This window comes from Ulvibacter sp. 2305UL32-6 (genome assembly GCF_058148545.1).
The window spans coordinates 125,863-142,850 of sequence record NZ_JBYVKA010000004.1 but is presented as its reverse complement, the minus strand read 5'-3'; the positions used below and the strand labels follow the sequence as shown (position 1 = coordinate 142,850).

Below are 16,988 nucleotides of genomic sequence, written 5' to 3'. Positions count from 1 at the left end.
AATTTAAATATTAGTTAGTATTTCAAATGTAGTATAAATCGTTCAAAATCAACAACTAACGCTTGTAGTATCTTTCCTAGGTAGTAACACGTAGTAAATACCTTACAAAGAATTTCTTTACTTTTAATCGAAGATTTAGGGCACTTTGGGTTTAGGGAGATACCTTAACTTTGACTTTCTTCTTCTGAAAAACAAAATATGCAACAGAAAACGAACAGCATTAAGATTAAAAAAAGACAGTCACTCTACAATATTCTACTCCTTATTCTCGCTGGCGAGGCCGTATTCATCCTCCCTTTTGTACTAGCGCGGGTATTTCGACCAACTGTTTTAGACGTTTTTCAGCTTACCAATGTAGAAATAGGAACTTGCTTTTCTGTCTACGGAACTACCGCCCTCTTCGCCTATTTCTTTGGAGGTCCGTTGGCAGACCGATTTCCGCCACGAAAGCTTATAGCTGTGGCTCTAGTACTTACGGCACTAGGCGGAATTTATTACGCCACCTACCCTTCTTACTTCGGATTAAAAGTTTTGTACGGTTATTGGGGTGTCACCACCATTTTTCTATTTTGGGCAGCCATGATCAAAGCAACGCGCGTCTGGGGTGGCACTGCTTCGCAAGGTAAGGCCTTCGGATTTCTAGACGGTGGGCGCGGCCTCGTGGGCGCCCTATTTGCCTCCCTAGGAGTGCTGATCTTTTCGCTGTTTATTGTTGGTGAAATTTCGGAAGCCGTTCTAAGCCAACGGAAATTCGCATTTAATCAAGTGATCTTAGTGTGTTCGGGCATTGTGGCGGGTATCGGACTCTTGGTTTGGTTTTTTCTGAAGCAATCTCCTTCCGAAGCAACAGAAAAAGAACTACTCCCTGAATTTTCAATAAAACACATCAAAGCCGTGCTGCAAATTCCGTCGGTTTGGTTGCTTATGATCATTATTCTCTGCGCCTATGTAGGCTATAAAACCACCGACATTTTTTCTCAATATGCTGAAGAGGTGATGCTTTACGATGAGATTCACTCCGCCAAAATTGGAACTTTTTTACTATTTATTCGTCCCGTAGTAGGCATTATCATTGGCTTCCTTGCAGATCGCTCTCGAGTGATACTATGGCTTATCATTAGCTTTATCCTCAGTATTGTTGGGGCGCTATTATTTGCTTCAGACGTGTTAAATCCAAACGCAACCTATCTTTTTATACTCGCTGTATTAATTACCGCCACAGGCGTTTATGCCGCGCGTTCCTTGTATTTTGCTACCATGCAAGAAGGAAAAATTCCCCTTGTACTCACCGGAACTGCCGTCGGACTCATCTCTTTGGTTGGTTATACGCCCGACATTTTTGCGGGTCCTGCCATGGGCTATTTATTAGATGGAAATCCAGGCAGGCTGGGGCATCAACACGTATTTATAATGTTGGCTGTTTTTTCGGCAGTAGGATTACTAGCTTCGCTGATCTATTTTCAGATCACCAAAAGGAATTCATGAGTTTTACCACGCAATAGGCTTGATGGCCTCCTGTCTTCCATTTACATAGCGAAAACCTTTTTTTCCGTAGAAACCTGCTTCCTCTAACATAATACGTATGTCTTTATTCCATTCCTTAATAAAAACGGTTGTATTAAGCTCAATAGCGTACACCGTATTATAGTGCAGAGGATAGTCGCCATTTACAGGCACACCGCCCTGTGAATCCCACATTCCCAGCGTGGTACCCGAACTATGTCCGTAGGTTCCTAACGGGTGTGTATAAATAGAAGGACGCAATCCTTCTATTTTGCCTTCGGAAAGTGATTGGGCCAAGATCTCGTTACCCGTCTTCCCTACTTCAAAGTTTCCAGTAAAAATATCTTGTACGCGGTTGCCTTTTTTAAATGCTTCGGAAAGATAAACTGGCACTTCAGTTTCATCTTTTTGAAGAAGATAGGCATGTTGCTGACAATCGGTATTTAAGCCGATGTACGTAATTCCGAAGTCACAATGAAGCAGATCACCCGGAATGATCACTTTTTCGGCATAGCCGTTACTAAACGAATCAATATGACTTTTTAGCGCTTCGCTATCACGCTGCACATCGATCGTAGGGTGAAACCAGGTTTCAAGCCCTAGATCGGTTACCTTTTGACGCATCCACCAAACCACATCGTCTGTTGTAGTTTTTCCAGGGGTAATGACCTTGGCGGAAAACGCTTCATCAATAATATCGTGAGTGATTTGAATTAACGTGTTATAGAGTTGCATTTCCTTTTCGGTGCGGGTTTCAATCCAACCGATCGCTAGTTTTTCGGCGGAGACCAATTTATCTTCTAGTTTTTGAGGAAGCGCTTCTTTTAATTCTGAATAATCGGTTTCCACCAAGCCGTCTGCAATTCCGAAGTGCTTAGAAATATTAATTCCAATCTTTTCAGGGTTTCGTTCCCTGATGATCTCTACCAAGCGCGCCCATTGATCGGGTTGCGTTTCTTTATTCCAAGCAGAAACAATGTTGTCACCCACATTGTAACGCGCTACAGCTAATTTTTCGATGGTATTTTTTTCTTTATTTCGGTAAAAAACCAAAATAGTTCTTCTTCGGGCATTGAGCCAGGTTGCTGGAAGCATGGTTCGCATGACCGGATCTTCGTTGTATTCGCGTGAAATAACCAACCACATGTCAATATCGGCTTGATCCATCAACATCGGAAGAAGGTTGTCAAAGCGATCGGCTAAGAGTTCATCTTTAAGGATTGCGCGGTCCCGTTCTGGAAGGATTTGAGCAGTCGCCGTAAAACTAACTAAAGAGATAACAATAATTATAAGTGTTTGAGCAAGGATAGGTTTCTTCATATCTTGTAAATCTTAATGTAGACGATGAAGCAAATTTCTTTCCTATTTATGCTCCTTTTGATTACGTCGTGTAGTAAAAATACGCCAAAATTTACTGGACAGCAACAAGAAGATGACGATCCTTTAAGTTTAAATACGATCGATATTTTATTTATTGGCAATAGTCTTACCTATTATAATAACGGTATTCCCTTTCATGTTCAAGAATTTTATGAAGCTACTTCTTCCGAAGTAATCAGCAACACTCAAGAGCAAGCATACGGGGGGTTTAAATTACGAGATCATTTAAATAATGTAACTACCCTTCGTGTTATTGACGAAACCTTGTGGGATTATATTATTTTGCAAGAAAATGGCAACGAAGCTGTTACTGACCCAGAAAATGCTCTGGAATCGATTCGTGATTTTCAAGCACTTTTACAGGGCAGACCCATTCGTGTGCTGCTCTATCTAACTTGGGCCTATAAAGATCAACCCGAAATGACCCAACAACTCGTTGATTTTTATACGGAAGCCAATAAGATCACCAATTGGAAGGTTATCCCTGTTGGATTGGGCTGGCGCGATTTTGAAGCAGAGAATGATGACATTCATCTGTTGGGTGAAGATGGTGTACATCCAAGTCTACAAGGGACTTATTTTGCATCAGCAATGTTTTTTGAGGCCTTGTCTGGATTTGATCTACCGAGTAATCCATATGACGCAAACTTAGATTCAGACGATGCGGCTTATATTAAGCAGTATGCGAGCAATGCGTTAAAGTTATATACAGATTAATTGCTCTTAGCGATATTTCTGTAATACTTGCATTACCTCAGCTCTTTTGATCTTACCCGTTTCGGTATACGGAAATTTTGAGATGGTATAAAGGCGTTTGGGTCTTTCGTAAGCATCTAAAATGGTAAATGCTTCTGCATAATTAGGCACTGTGGTATTGTCTTTATATTCAACAATAAGCACGACACGTTCCCCCAAAGCCGCATCTTTTTCCGAAGTAATTATAAAAGGAGTTTCTATAAACGGTGCCAGTTTGGCTTCTATGGTTTCTGGGAATAATTTAACACCACCACTATTAATTACGTTGTCAAATCTGCCTAACCATGTAAATCGTGTGGGAGATTCCAAAAGCACCATATCATTGGTTGTTATGATCTCATCGGCGATTGATGGCGCATCAATTACGAGACAGCCTCTATTATCGGTTGAAAATTTGATGCCTTGCATAGCCGCGAAGCTATCGCTTGCTGCGAGTCCGTTTAAACGTCGAACAGCAACATGTGAACAGGTTTCGGTCATTCCGTAGGTGGCGAACGCTTCCGTAGGAATCGTTTGAAGCTTTGCTTCTAGCGCGGCGGAAACCGCGCCGCCACCAATAATCAGTTTTCTTACTTTTGTTAAGGCGTCAAAGGTGTGATGCACTTGGTAAGGAACCATGGCAACAAAATCATAGTCATTATCGTATTGTGTAAGCGCATCTTTTTCTGGCGCAACAACATGTAAATCCCAACCCATTACGAGGGCACGTACCAGCATCATTTTTCCTGCGATATAGTCGGCAGATAAACACAATAGAGCTTTTGTATTGGGTCCGAGTTTAAAATAACTACAAGTGGCTTTTGCACTTGCAATCATGTGCTCTTTTTTTAGCTCTATTTTTTTTGGGGTTCCTGTAGATCCAGAGGTTTTTACCTGTATCGTTTCACTCTCGCTTAGCCATTTTTTAATAAACTTACCGATACTTACCTCATAATCATCACCTTCTTTTCGGAGCTTTTTGGCGAATTCTAAAAGTTCTTCGGCATTATTATACTCCAAACCATTGAAGGTAAACGAAGTGTGAAAGTAAGGAGAGGTTGGTTTCAAAATGACGGTTTACAGTTGCTAATTACAGTTCTAAAAGCGAATCTGGGTTTGTTTCAACCACAGGCGGTGGTGGAGAAACATTTCCGAAGAGTTTATCCTTCCATCCTTTCCACTTGTAGCGATATGCCATGATCGCAATAAGGATGGGATAAAATATAAGTACTGGGATCAAAACATCGATACCTGCCGATGGTTCTGAAATATCTTTTAAAATAGAATTCGTTTGAAAAACGGTCCAATCTGCCGTAACCAAAAGTGCTGCTATCAAGTTATTTCCAGCGTGAAAACCTAGGGCGAGTTCCATACCCTCATCCATTAGGGTAATAATTCCGAGGAAAAAACCGGTTCCAATATAATAGATCATGATAATGGGACCTAGTTTCGCAACTTCCGGATTAAAGAAGTGGAGTCCGCCAAAAATTACAGAAGTAACAAATAATGGTAAAAACTTACTATTAAACCTTTTGCGGAGATTTTTGTAGAAATTTGTTTTTGTCATTGGCTCAAGAAGGTTCGAAACAATAAGAACAGCCAATAAACCGAAAATTCCAACTGTTATAAGCAAATGATAAAAAGTCGAAATTTGATAAGTGATACTAAAGTAAAAGTATAATGATAAGCTAATAAAAAGATAAATAAATATAAATGCAAAATATTTTCGAATTGATGAAACCCCAATTCCTTGCATCAAATACCCACGAAACAAATATTCTTCAAAACTAGTTTGCAACGGAATCATTACGATGGCAATTACCGCTAGAATGACAAAAGGCACAAGATTAAATTGTATTTCGTAATCCTGTGGATTCATATAATAATCCAGCCCTGTAAAGAAAACTGTTGTAACAGCAATCAAAATAAACCCGAACCAAACACGTCCCCAATCGGTTTTTTTACGTGAGGTGGTTAGTGTCACAAAAGGTTGTTTATGCATCCATTTTACAACAAAATACAGCACAAAAAGACCAACGGCAAAGCTTAAAAGCATTAAAAACAATGTTAGATTCGACTCCAAAATTGTCATGATCATGTTGGGATCTTCCAATTGCGAGATATCGCCTCCTTCACTCATCAATTTCATGGTTGCTGCAATAAATAAAGGAATTGCGCCTAGTTGAGACGCTAAAAAAATGACGATGGCTCCCACCAAATAACGCCACCAATCATGCAAAAATTTATATGCTTGTGCTATATACATAAAGTTACTTTTAGCTATTCTACTCTACTTGTAATCAATTCTGTATTCCAAGATTTAAGGGGATTATACTTTAGATTTCCATGCATAATTTCAAGCGGGGATCTTACATTATTGGTATATAAACTACCGGTTCCTAAACCTTGTGGCAATGTACTATTTTTTGTGAATGTATACTGCGAAATTGCGTTTAAACCCACATTACTCTCTAAGGCCGAAGTGATCCACCAACCCACATTCTTACTCTTAGCGTGTTCGATCCATTGGTCTGCACCTCTAAAACCTCCAATAAAGCTAGGCTTTAAAATTATGTATTGCGGTTTGATGGTGTCTAATAATTCTTGTTTTTCTTCGGAAGGGATTATTCCAATAAGCTCTTCGTCTAATGCAATAGGTAATGGTGTTTTTTCGCAGAGATAGGCCATTTTTTGCCATTGTCCTGCTTTGATGGGTTGTTCGATGGAATGTATCTGCAACTGCGACAAAATTTGAAGTTTTTCTAATGCTTCGGAAGGTGCAAAAGCGCCGTTGGCATCAACGCGTAGCTCAATATCGTTACTTGAAAATTCATTGCGTATATTTTTCAGAAGTGCCACTTCGGAAGCGAAATCGATTGCTCCAATTTTCATCTTGATACACGAAAACCCGGCGTCGATCTTTTCGGCGATCTGCTTTTTCATAAAATCAACATCACCCATCCAAATGAGTCCGTTGATTGGTATCGCTGCTTTTCCACGAGAAAATTCCGAAGGAAATATCTGAAACATATCTTGAGCAGCCAATGATCTAAAAGCGGTCTCTACGCCTATCTGTATTGACGGAAAATTACTTAGAGCGTCATAGAGTTCCTTTTCACCTAGATTAATATTTAGGCAAGTCCAACGCAGCATATCTTCATAATCAGGTCTATCGTCCATGCTGAGTCCGCGTAAGATCCCACACTCACCGATTCCTGTGCTTTCCTCATCTTTAAGTATTAGAAACCAAGTTTCTTTGGTTTTTAGAATACCGCGAGACGTTCCGCTAGGTCGTTTAAAGTTAAGGATATGTTTGTGATAGGAGGCTGTTAGCATTTGGTATGTTGGTAAAATAAAAAATTAGCGAAGAGACGGTCTTAGCTTTGAAAGCATTTTAATGATTATTTCTAAGTCCATAGCTAATTCAACACATTGTATTTCTGTTCTAAAATTATATCTATGCAATGAATAAATCTTATTAAACTACCAACTTATAAATCAATAGACTCTCCTATTTCTAGAAGCATAAGGTCTTTGCCAGCATCATAGAATTTCTTTTTGGCTTCATCGTGATCAATTTCAATATAGCCAAACGTATCATAATGTACACCAAGTACTTTGTCGCATTGTACAAAATCACTAGCAAGAATTGCATCATCAACGCCCATTGTGAAATTGTCACCAATGGGTAAAATTGCAAGGTCGAGTTTAGTGCGCATTGGGATGAGTTTCATATCCATGGTTAGTGCCGTGTCTCCTGCGATATAGATATTTTTGTGCTCTCCCTCGATCACGAAACCCCCTGGTTGTCCGCCATAGCTACCATCAGGAAAAGAGCTTGTATGAATTGCATTTACATATTTCACCCTTCCGAAGTCAAAATTCCAACTTCCACCGTGATTCATAGGATGTACATCAAGGCCCTTTTCTTTATAATGCATAGCGATCTCGTAATTACTTACAAGGGTAGCGCCCGTATTTTTTGCAATGGCTTCTGCATCTAAAATATGATCTTGATGGGCATGTGTAAGTAGAATATAATCTGCCTTAAGATCGAGAATATTCACCTTGTCTTTCGCAAGATCATTTCCTGTAATAAAAGGATCCACTATAATATGGCTGCCGCCAACGATTAATGCAAGTGTATTCTGACCGTAAAATGTAATCTTCATATCTTTTTTTTGAAACCTAAAGATACTAGGAATGTGATTAAAAAGCTAGACCGTGATTAAAAACAATAATGAAAACAAAAAGGTGCTTAGTGCCACCTTTTTTAACTCAGGATCCAATTGCGTAGGTTCTGTATTCTTAAAAACCACACGAATATTCATAAATAATGGGATAAAAGCCAGAAGAGGTATAAAGCGTAACCAACCGCTTTGCTGTAAAAAGAAATATACAGCAGCGCTTAGAAACGCCAACAAAATTAAGGACGCATGATAAAACTTTACCCGATCTCCTCCTAGAACTACCGCCAAGGTGTTTTTATTGACTTTGGCATCAGCGAGACGATCTCTCATATTGTTTAAGTTTAAAACCGCAGTACTCATGAGCCCGATAGTTATTGCTGGTAACACAATATAATTTGTTAAGCTTTGAGTGAATAGAAAGTAGCAACCCATTACTCCAACGAGCCCGAAGAAAACAAAAACAAACAGATCGCCCATGGCGCGATAACCGTACGCTCTTTTTCCAACGGTATAGGTGACGGCAGCAATGACCGCAGCAATCCCAAGATTAAAAAAGATAACAGACAACACAAAGTGCTCATTTCCAAAGGCAACAAAAATGAGCATGCTGGCCAACAATAGTGTTATCATAGCGGTAATTATCATACCATATTTTAACTCTTTGGCGGTTAAAAGACCACTCTGAAAAGCTCGTTTAGGCCCAACTCGATCAGCATTATCAGTGCCTTTAACACCATCTCCATAATCATTCGCAAAGTTGGATAGGATTTGAAAACCAAGCGTGGTAAGTATTGCCAAAACACAAATAGATAAAGAAAATGCCTCAATTAATTTAGCTGCAGCACTTGCTGTTACAATACCAGAAATGGACAAGGGAAGAGTTCGTAGTCTTGCCGCAGAAATCCATGCGCTTACTTTTGTCATTTGTTTTACTTAAGCGACAAAAATACAAGAAAAAAGAAATCCGCTTCCAAAATGGAAGCGGATTCTTAACTGAATCAAAATAAACTAATAAAACTACTTAACAATAAGTTTTTGTGTACTGCCTTGCGCATTCACAATAAAATATATTCCGCTTGGTATTTCGTTGATTGTTAAGACCTCAGTATTCTTCTCTTCTTTAATAAAGCGGCCACTTAGGTCATACATTTTATAATCATCAACAACATTAAAAAACACCTGCCCTTTTGCTGGATTAGGATACATAACAAAGGTAGTTGACTCGAAATTGTAATCATTGACACCTAAAATAATATCAGCTTCAATAGTATAAACCCCTAGAGTTGCACTTACCTCATTTGAGACTATTAACACGCCACGCTCGGTTGAATTATCTTCTGCTGCGATATAAATAACTCCTTCAGGGCCTAAATCTCCCATTTCATTACCTCCTGGGGTAGCATCACGATTGTTTTCGTATTCAACAAAGACAGGAGCAGCAGGGTCTGTTATGTTATAAACCATTACACCACCTATTCGCTCTAACAAGATAAAGGCATATGTCTGACCTTGAATTTCACGAATGGTAACACCTTCAGGTTCTGGTCCTTTGTTGTCACTTCGATTTTTCGGGTTGTTGTTTGAATTGCTTGCATTAAAAATAGCTCCATAGATAGGATCATTTGCAGTAATTACTTCGAAATCATTTCCGCTATCATATACTAATTCACCTGTTTCAGCATTAAATATACTGAAAGACCTTCCGCCGAAAACATGGATCTCATCGTAATCACCGTCATTATCTATATCTCCTGACGCGCTTGTAACGCCGATCTCTCCCAAGTTCGATGCCAATGCTAGCATATCAACATTCGCAAACACCGAAGGATCTAGTGTATAATCGCTATCCCCTATTTTCCGCTCTTCCTCAAAACCACCGTACTCACGTGCATCACCTTCATTTGCGGTTACGATATATGAAGTACCTGCAACTTCGTAAAAAGCGAGGGCATCTGGCATATACATTCCTTTAATTGGCCAATTGGCATCAAAAATAAAGTCGGTTTCATCACTAACATCAATTGTATTTCCTGCAAGGCTGTGATCTTTTAGTCCGAATGACAATATATCCGTGATCGTAAGCGTATTCAAGTCGATAATAGCATAAGCATTATTCTCTTGTAGTGTTACATACGCCTTTTGGCTATCGTTTGAAACTGCGATATATTCTGGTTCTAAATCCTGAGAAACTGTTGCTCCTGGTCCGTAGATACGAACGCCTGCAGCTTCTAGTGTAGCTTGTTGCGCGTCGAAAGCATTAAAATTTAAAGTAGTCACATCTGCCTGGCTAATGTTTCCTAGTCCTCCGGAAACATCAATTACAGACACAGAACCTTCAGGGTCTATAGTATAATCATCGCTTGGTTGTCCTTCGTTGGCAACTAACAATTTTGTTCCGTCTGGAGAGAAAGTAAGCATATCAGGAAGTGAACCTACTTCTAAAGTAACTGTTGATGAGCCATCGGCGTTACTAATTACAACTAGCCCATTATCGGTTGCTGGATCTACAGAAAGTGCTCCTGCAATGAGACCGTTACTAACAGCAATGCTCTGAATTGTTGCAGCTCCAAATGTTGCCACATCAATAGTTGTTACTGAAGTAATATTTAAAGGGTCTGTAAAATCTAGCACCTCTATTTTATCTCCGTTAGTTACAAACAGCTGTTGTGAAGCTGGATCGAAAGCAGAGATCTCTGCTGTTCCTGCAGGATCAACCAAGTAGCTTGTTAGATGTGTTAAACCGATCTCAGCAGCATCTCCAGCCGGTACTAAGGTGTCATCATCAAGAATATACACTGAAAAAATATTATCGCCACCAATCACAGTGTTTATTTCATTCTCTAGCTGTAATACAAAAAAGACATCGCTTCCGTCAACACTATTATCTAAAATAGGAATGTTTATAGTTTGCATATCTGTGCTTCCTATTGGAAAGATTACTGTTTCAGAAGATGCATAGGTAAAGTCTGTCCCTTCAATTGCGCTTCCACCAGCTACAATGGTTACATCTATAGAACCTTCTATTGTTGGCGCTGCGGAAGGAATTAAGCCGATAGTAACATTTCCGTCAGCCTCTGAAACTGCTATAAAATTTCCATCAAATAAAACTGTAGCTTGTGTAGTTGCTGGTCCGTTTCCAGGGGAACCAATATTTGGAACATCATTAGAAGAGCCTCCTTGAGCGATCGTTTCTACAGCACCGTTTGCATTTCCCACGGTACTAAAAGCGGCTAATTGAACATCAAATGATTGTCCGTCGTTAGCTCCAGTATCTGGATAACTTGCTGTATAAATTGGTGAAGTTGTAAGTGGATCACCTAACCATATATTTACGTCATCACCACCACCGCCTAATCCAGCTCCGTCTGTATACCCGATTTCAATTCCTGTAAGGTCAATGACAGGACTCCATACATTGTTAAATGTAGTAATATCATTTACATCACCAGTAACCAATACAATTACAGTAGCGCCTGATTGAATTTCAGTAATACCTTCAATAAGATCGGCATCACTTCCTGAAGCAGATTCATCGTCATAATATAGATCGGCATCTACACCAGAGATCCATGCTTCCGTGCCTGTATTCATAATTTCAAACCAGTCGGCAGTAAGATCTGTTCCCGCTTGTCCGGAGAAAATTTCAGAAACGATCAAATTTGAGGTCGGTGCAGCAACATCTCCTTGAAACAACAGCTTGTCGAGATATAAAGTTTCCGAACCAGAATTTGTACGTACCTCAACAACCACTTGAACCATGGCGTCATTAGGAACAGAAGCAGTGCCAGTGATCCAGGTGTCTTCGATCATTAGGTCATTAATATCGGAGCCTTCAGTGTTTAAAATGTCTATTTCTGTGTTATTGGTAAGATCGCGAACATAAATTCGTATACGGTCGGAACCACTTTCATTTAAGGTTCCATCGCCTTCGTAGCCTGTTCCGTTGACAAAGTAATCGATAGATACGGTATTGTTTTCAAAGCCGGTAAAATCAACGGGATCAAAAGTAAGTATCATATTTCCGTCGATATCTGAAAGCTGATATCCTTGAAGTCCGTCGGTATACGCAGTAACATCGCCAGTAAATGTGCTAGCTCCCACAAAATCTCCATCTGTTAAGCCAACATCTGGAGTGTCATACGGAGCGTAGGTAGCGTCGAAACCAATTTCGTTTCCTACCGTTGTGAAATCGACCATCGATTCACCTGCATTGTTCAAAAGGTCATGTGCAACATTGGCATCACCGGTATCCACATATTGTGCTCCCGCCAGAGGCTCTTCAAAACTAGTTGATTTTACCGTAGTTTGTGCCGTGGTAACAGCAGCTATAAACATAGCTGCAAGTACTGTAATTTGTTTCATAAGTTCGATTTTTAATTGATATCGCAAAACTACTTAGACAATGTCGTAACCGGCTTAGGTAAAGATTAAGGAATCGTAAAAATTTGATTGTACTTTCAGGCTAATTGTTTAACGAAAATCAGCTAATTGTTACGAAATAGTTACGCTGTGTTTTGAGAAAAAAATGTCTATTTTAGTATTCTTAATTAAAACCTACCCCACAATGAAGAAACAGTATGATTTAGGATTACTATTATTACGTGTCGGATTTAGCGCACTTATGTTAACCCACGGAATACCAAAGCTTTTACAATTAATTTCTGGCAATTTTAGTTTTGGAGACCCTATTGGCATTGGCTCAACAGCGTCTTTGATACTCACTGTGATTGCAGAAGCTATTTGCCCTATATTAATTATTATAGGACTAAAAACACGTCTTTCAGCAATTCCAGTAGTTATTACTATGGCAGTTGCGGCCTTTATTGTGCATGGGAATGATCCTTTAGCAACTAAAGAAATGGCACTACTTTACCTTATTGGATTTTTAGGAATCGCGTTAATGGGTGGTGGACGTTTCGGTCTTAGTAGAAGCTAACATTTTAAATCGTATTAGAAAAAAGAGCGTTTGACCTAAATTCTATAAAATACTTAAACTGTTAGTTAAAGATCTTTACCAAGAGTTCTTTGAGAAGATCCGCTTGAGAAACCTGCGCTGCCCCCACGCCTTTACTTTTCATATCGATTTCTCGAATAGCGGCGATAATGGCACTGACCTTTTTCATAGAATAATTAGCTGCCGCGGTTTGGTAATCTTTTACAAAGAATGGGCTTATCCCCAAAACCTTTGGTGCATCGCCCTTATTGGTTAGCGCATGGTATTTCAGTAATTTGGAAAAGAAACTGTACAATAACGCTACCGTCATGATTAGTGGATGATTCTTTTGGTTTTGCCCGAAATACTGAATTATCACAAAGGCTTTTTTAATATTTTTAGTTCCAATAGCATTTTGCAGTTCAAAGTTATTGTAATCCTTACTGATCCCAATGTTCTGTTCAATAAGTTGTGGCGTGATCTGCTCGCCAGGTTTTATGATAAGTTGGAGTTTTTCCAGTTCGTTATTAACCTTACTTAGATCATTTCCTAGAAACTCTGTAAGCATTTGTGCAGCCTTTGGTGTGATAGTATAGCCTTTACCCGCCAACACGCGCCGAATCCAGTCTGGCACCTGATTTTCATATAATTTTTTACTCTCAAAAAGTTCAGCATTTTTCTTTAAAACCTTTGCTAATTTTTTCCGTGCGTCCAGTTTCTTGTATTTATAACAAAAAACCAATACAGTTGTTGGCTGCGGATTTTCGGCGTAGGAAACTAAATTCTCAATGGTTCGCGAAAGATCCTGTGCCTCCTTTACAATAATAACCTGATGTTCGGCCATCATTGGGTATCGCTTTGCATTTCCTACGATATCTTCAATTGATACATCTCTTCCATAGAGAACCACTTGATTAAAACCTTTTTCGGCTTCATCCAAAACGTTTTGTTCAATATAATTTGCAATTCCATCAATATAATACGGCTCCTCTCCCATCAAAAAATATATAGGTTTGAGATTCCCTGTTTTAATATCGTTTATAATGGATTTGGCTTTATCTAAAGGCATAGGTATGTACGTGGTACTATTTCTGCGGAAATCTGCGACATAATTTGTTTCTTTGCGCTATGCTGAAACTGCACTTTCCTGAATATACTTTTCGTTTCAAAAGTAACGAAAACAAACCATTGATTTTTGATGAAATCCGAAAAAAATTTTTGGTATTAACTCCCGAAGAATGGGTTAGACAGCATGTTATTCAATTTCTTATTTCTGAAAAAAATTACCCGATATCACATATCAACGTCGAAAAACTCATTAAACTCAACAATACCTCAAAGCGGTATGATATTGTGGTCTTCAACGCAGACGGAAGCATTCATCTTATTGTAGAATGTAAGGCGCCTCAAGTAAAGATATCGCAAGACACATTTGATCAAATAGCCCGATACAATCTGGTGCTGAATGCCACCTATCTGATGGTTACAAACGGAATGGAACATTACTATTGTAAAATGGATTTCGAAAATGAGCGCTATGTGTTTTTGGAAAACTTGCCGGCATATGGAAGAAAGGCTACTGAATAATTTAATGAAGGAATGAGTTAATGAGTTAATGAATGATTTAATAAGTAAATTCTATTTTAGTCTATGATCTTCGTGCTTCGTTCTTAAAATCTAATCGCTAGCAAACGAAAATTCCGTTTCTTTGCACCTTATGACTATTGCCGTCGTTATACTCAACTGGAACGGACAAGAATTGCTCGCGCAGTTTTTGCCATCTGTGGTGCGATTTTCTGAAGAAGCTACTGTTTATGTTGCCGACAACGCCTCTACCGATTCATCGGTTGCCTATGTTTTAGAGCATTTCCCCAATGTAAAGATCATTCAAAACAACACAAACGGTGGTTACGCTAAAGGATACAATGATGCCTTAAAAGATCTTTCTGAAGACCTTTTAGTATTACTCAATAGCGATGTTGAAGTAACTCAAAATTGGCTCAAGCCATTTTTAAAGGCTTTTCAAAATGATAAAGAGCTTGTCGCTGCACAACCCAAGATCTTAGATTATAAAAACAAGACACATTTTGAGTACGCCGGTGCTGCTGGCGGATTTTTAGACAGTTTAGGCTATCCTTTTTGCCGCGGAAGAATTTTTGACACACTTGAAAAGGATAACGGACAATACAATGATACGAGAACCATTTTTTGGGCAACAGGGGCTTGTCTATTCGTGAGAAGAACATCATTTCAGGCAGTGGGTGGTTTTGATGAAGACTTCTTTGCCCATCAGGAAGAAATTGATCTCTGCTGGCGCTTACAGGCCAATCATGGAATTATTAAATATATAGCCGAAAGCCATGTTTACCATGTGGGGGGCGCAACCCTTTCGGCATCTAACCCTAGAAAAACATTTTACAACTTTCGAAACACCCTGCTGCTGTTGGTGAAAAATGTTTCAGGTAGCCGTGTTTGGTGGATGATATTTAAACGACTTATACTCGACGCAGCTGCGGCTTTACAGTTTTTATTCCAAGGAAAAGGGAAACATGTACTCGCCATTTTAAGGGCTCACTTAAGTTTTTATGGTATGCTTCCTAAATTCCTTCAGAAAAGAAAAAAGCATGCTACAAAATTGAAATACAATTACTTAAACTCAATTGTTTGGACTTATTTTATTCAAAAAAAACGTAAATTTACAAATCTTGACTAATTTTTACTTAAAGTATTGTTAATCGGTTTTTGAGGTACTGCATTATTTATACATTTGGTGTACAAAATCAATTTTGAACAATAATTTTAATACAATTTAACTAACAATATATACTATTATGAAAAAAGTTTTAATTCTTGTTTTATGTTCGGTACTTGTTACGTCTTGTGTTTCGAAAAAGAAATACGCAGATTTAGAAAGTCAGTATAAAAATACTCAGGATCTATTAAATACCGCAACTGTTAAGTTAAACTCATGTTTAACAGAACGCGCAACGGCTATGGCCCAAGTGGACGCTCTTAAGGATCGTTTGGCAGACATGAAGAAAACTAATGACGCATTGATTAGTAGCTCAAAGGACTTAACGGTACTAACAACGAAAGGTGCTGATAACCTTGAGAAATCTTTAGAAAGCTTAAAAGAAAAAGATCTTAAGATCTCTCGTTTACAAGATGCGCTTACCAAGAAAGACTCTGTAACACTAGCGCTTGTTTCTAGTTTAAAGAGAGAAGTGGGTATGAATGATCAAGATATTCAGATCAACGTTGAAAAAGGTGTTGTATTTATCTCTTTAAGTGATAAAGTATTATTTAAGACTGGTAGTTACAACTTATCAACTCGTGCGAATGAGATCTTAGGAAAAGTTGCTACCGTGATCAATGGTAAGCCAGATTTTGAAGCCTTAGTAGAAGGTCACACAGATAATGTATCTTACAGTAGCGGTGTGTTACTTGACAACTGGGATCTAAGTGCTAAAAGAGCAACAGCCGTAGTTAGAAAGTTGGTTGACCTTGGCGCTAATCCTTCGCAGTTAATCGCTGCAGGACGTGGAGAATTTGTTCCACTAGTATCAAATACTACTGCTGAGAATCGTTCTATAAACAGACGAACTAAAATTTATATCCTTCCTAAGATCGATCAATTCTACGAAATGATCGAAAGCGAAATGAAAAACTTAGAAACTGGAGGTCAATAAGAATCTTTGTTGAAATTATAAAACCCGAACACGTGTTCGGGTTTTTTTTTATCTTTAATCGAAATACAAACCCATGACTGCAGTTACAAAGGATCATAACATCATAAAACAATTCTACCAAGCTTTTGAACAGTTGGATGGAGATCACATGGCAGCTTGCTATCATAACCATATTACCTTTACTGATCCTGCCTTCGGAACGCTGCGAGGTGAAGACGCCAAAAATATGTGGCGAATGCTTTGTTTATCTCAACAAGGAAAAGACTTTAAGGTGAAAGCTTCAAATATTCAAATTTCAGAAAACACAGGAAGCGCCCACTGGGAAGCTTATTATTCCTTCGGAAAAGAAAAACGAAAAGTTCACAACATCATCAACGCGCAATTTGAAATTAAAGATGGTAAAATAATTAAGCATATAGACGATTTTGACCTATACCGTTGGTCAAAACAAGCCATAGGAATGAAGGGGTATTTGATGGGATGGACAGGTTTTTTTCAGAAAAAGCTTCAGGAACAAACACAAATACGACTCCAAGATTTTACAAATAAACGCTAACT

Annotated in this window: 15 protein-coding genes; 7 read left to right on the top strand and 8 right to left on the bottom strand. The window is 38.8% G+C overall.

Annotated elements, in window-relative coordinates:
• The first annotated feature begins 198 nt into the window (after nucleotides 1-198).
• On the top strand, nucleotides 199-1,485 hold the full coding sequence (locus ACY2RU_RS13420) for an MFS transporter (protein WP_490138985.1): 1,287 nt from the start codon (nucleotides 199-201) through the stop codon (nucleotides 1,483-1,485).
• 3 nt (nucleotides 1,486-1,488) lie between these two features.
• On the opposite strand, the gene ACY2RU_RS13415 is transcribed toward ACY2RU_RS13420, so the two are convergent.
• Complete coding sequence (locus ACY2RU_RS13415; RefSeq protein ID WP_490138984.1) at nucleotides 1,489-2,823, bottom strand: M24 family metallopeptidase; 1,335 nt, start codon at nucleotides 2,821-2,823, stop codon at nucleotides 1,489-1,491.
• A gap of 24 nt (nucleotides 2,824-2,847) precedes the next feature.
• Between ACY2RU_RS13415 and ACY2RU_RS13410 the strand changes: the two genes are divergently transcribed.
• Entirely contained in the window at nucleotides 2,848-3,600 is a 753-nt protein-coding gene (locus ACY2RU_RS13410; protein ID WP_490138983.1) for a hypothetical protein, read from the top strand.
• 6 nt (nucleotides 3,601-3,606) lie between these two features.
• Here ACY2RU_RS13410 and ACY2RU_RS13405 read toward each other — a convergent pair whose 3' ends face one another.
• From ACY2RU_RS13405 to ACY2RU_RS13380, 6 genes are all read right to left on the bottom strand, one after another.
• A complete protein-coding gene (locus ACY2RU_RS13405) occupies nucleotides 3,607-4,686 on the bottom strand; it encodes an AMP-binding protein (protein WP_490138982.1) in 1,080 nt (359 codons plus the stop codon).
• A 22-nt stretch (nucleotides 4,687-4,708) separates the two neighbouring features.
• Complete coding sequence (locus tag ACY2RU_RS13400) at nucleotides 4,709-5,884, bottom strand: CPBP family glutamic-type intramembrane protease (RefSeq protein WP_490138981.1); 1,176 nt, start codon at nucleotides 5,882-5,884, stop codon at nucleotides 4,709-4,711.
• 14 nt (nucleotides 5,885-5,898) lie between these two features.
• Nucleotides 5,899-6,954 carry an o-succinylbenzoate synthase gene (locus ACY2RU_RS13395; RefSeq protein WP_490138980.1) on the bottom strand — a complete coding sequence of 352 codons (1,056 nt, stop codon included), beginning with the start codon at nucleotides 6,952-6,954 and terminating at the stop codon, nucleotides 5,899-5,901.
• A 155-nt stretch (nucleotides 6,955-7,109) separates the two neighbouring features.
• Complete coding sequence (locus ACY2RU_RS13390; RefSeq protein ID WP_490138979.1) at nucleotides 7,110-7,790, bottom strand: metal-dependent hydrolase; 681 nt, start codon at nucleotides 7,788-7,790, stop codon at nucleotides 7,110-7,112.
• Nucleotides 7,791-7,835: 45 nt separating this feature from the next.
• On the bottom strand, nucleotides 7,836-8,732 hold the full coding sequence (menA, locus tag ACY2RU_RS13385; RefSeq protein ID WP_490138978.1) for a 1,4-dihydroxy-2-naphthoate octaprenyltransferase: 897 nt from the start codon (nucleotides 8,730-8,732) through the stop codon (nucleotides 7,836-7,838).
• 93 nt (nucleotides 8,733-8,825) lie between these two features.
• On the bottom strand, nucleotides 8,826-12,170 hold the full coding sequence (locus tag ACY2RU_RS13380) for a choice-of-anchor I family protein (protein WP_490138977.1): 3,345 nt from the start codon (nucleotides 12,168-12,170) through the stop codon (nucleotides 8,826-8,828).
• Between the two features lie 202 nt (nucleotides 12,171-12,372).
• Between ACY2RU_RS13380 and ACY2RU_RS13375 the strand changes: the two genes are divergently transcribed.
• Complete coding sequence (locus ACY2RU_RS13375; RefSeq protein ID WP_490138976.1) at nucleotides 12,373-12,744, top strand: DoxX family protein; 372 nt, start codon at nucleotides 12,373-12,375, stop codon at nucleotides 12,742-12,744.
• A gap of 61 nt (nucleotides 12,745-12,805) precedes the next feature.
• On the opposite strand, the gene holA is transcribed toward ACY2RU_RS13375, so the two are convergent.
• A complete protein-coding gene (holA, locus tag ACY2RU_RS13370) occupies nucleotides 12,806-13,810 on the bottom strand; it encodes a DNA polymerase III subunit delta (RefSeq protein ID WP_490138975.1) in 1,005 nt (334 codons plus the stop codon).
• A gap of 59 nt (nucleotides 13,811-13,869) precedes the next feature.
• Between holA and ACY2RU_RS13365 the strand changes: the two genes are divergently transcribed.
• From ACY2RU_RS13365 to ACY2RU_RS13350, 4 genes are all read left to right on the top strand, one after another.
• Entirely contained in the window at nucleotides 13,870-14,328 is a 459-nt protein-coding gene (locus tag ACY2RU_RS13365; protein ID WP_490138974.1) for a type I restriction enzyme HsdR N-terminal domain-containing protein, read from the top strand.
• A gap of 130 nt (nucleotides 14,329-14,458) precedes the next feature.
• Nucleotides 14,459-15,454, top strand: a complete 996-nt coding sequence (locus tag ACY2RU_RS13360; protein WP_490138973.1) for a glycosyltransferase family 2 protein — start codon at nucleotides 14,459-14,461, stop codon at nucleotides 15,452-15,454.
• 118 nt (nucleotides 15,455-15,572) lie between these two features.
• Nucleotides 15,573-16,430, top strand: coding sequence for an OmpA/MotB family protein (locus tag ACY2RU_RS13355; protein WP_490138972.1), 858 nt, complete (start codon nucleotides 15,573-15,575; stop codon nucleotides 16,428-16,430).
• 73 nt (nucleotides 16,431-16,503) lie between these two features.
• Nucleotides 16,504-16,986 carry a nuclear transport factor 2 family protein gene (locus tag ACY2RU_RS13350; RefSeq protein WP_490138971.1) on the top strand — a complete coding sequence of 161 codons (483 nt, stop codon included), beginning with the start codon at nucleotides 16,504-16,506 and terminating at the stop codon, nucleotides 16,984-16,986.
• Nucleotides 16,987-16,988: the final 2 nt, after the last annotated feature.

Bases quoted from the DNA above. Each gene is read 5' to 3' on its own strand.
- ACY2RU_RS13360 (WP_490138973.1), top strand. From the start codon at position 14,459: ATGACTATTGCCGTCGTTATACTCAACTGGAACGGACAAGAATTGCTC.
- ACY2RU_RS13380 (WP_490138977.1), bottom strand. From the start codon at position 12,170: ATGAAACAAATTACAGTACTTGCAGCTATGTTTATAGCTGCTGTTACC.
- ACY2RU_RS13415 (WP_490138984.1), bottom strand. From the start codon at position 2,823: ATGAAGAAACCTATCCTTGCTCAAACACTTATAATTATTGTTATCTCT.
- menA (WP_490138978.1), bottom strand. From the start codon at position 8,732: ATGACAAAAGTAAGCGCATGGATTTCTGCGGCAAGACTACGAACTCTT.
- ACY2RU_RS13375 (WP_490138976.1), top strand. From the start codon at position 12,373: ATGAAGAAACAGTATGATTTAGGATTACTATTATTACGTGTCGGATTT.
- ACY2RU_RS13420 (WP_490138985.1), top strand. From the start codon at position 199: ATGCAACAGAAAACGAACAGCATTAAGATTAAAAAAAGACAGTCACTC.
- ACY2RU_RS13400 (WP_490138981.1), bottom strand. From the start codon at position 5,884: ATGTATATAGCACAAGCATATAAATTTTTGCATGATTGGTGGCGTTAT.
- ACY2RU_RS13355 (WP_490138972.1), top strand. From the start codon at position 15,573: ATGAAAAAAGTTTTAATTCTTGTTTTATGTTCGGTACTTGTTACGTCT.
- ACY2RU_RS13350 (WP_490138971.1), top strand. From the start codon at position 16,504: ATGACTGCAGTTACAAAGGATCATAACATCATAAAACAATTCTACCAA.
- holA (WP_490138975.1), bottom strand. From the start codon at position 13,810: ATGCCTTTAGATAAAGCCAAATCCATTATAAACGATATTAAAACAGGG.
- ACY2RU_RS13390 (WP_490138979.1), bottom strand. From the start codon at position 7,790: ATGAAGATTACATTTTACGGTCAGAATACACTTGCATTAATCGTTGGC.
- ACY2RU_RS13410 (WP_490138983.1), top strand. From the start codon at position 2,848: ATGAAGCAAATTTCTTTCCTATTTATGCTCCTTTTGATTACGTCGTGT.
- ACY2RU_RS13365 (WP_490138974.1), top strand. From the start codon at position 13,870: ATGCTGAAACTGCACTTTCCTGAATATACTTTTCGTTTCAAAAGTAAC.
- ACY2RU_RS13395 (WP_490138980.1), bottom strand. From the start codon at position 6,954: ATGCTAACAGCCTCCTATCACAAACATATCCTTAACTTTAAACGACCT.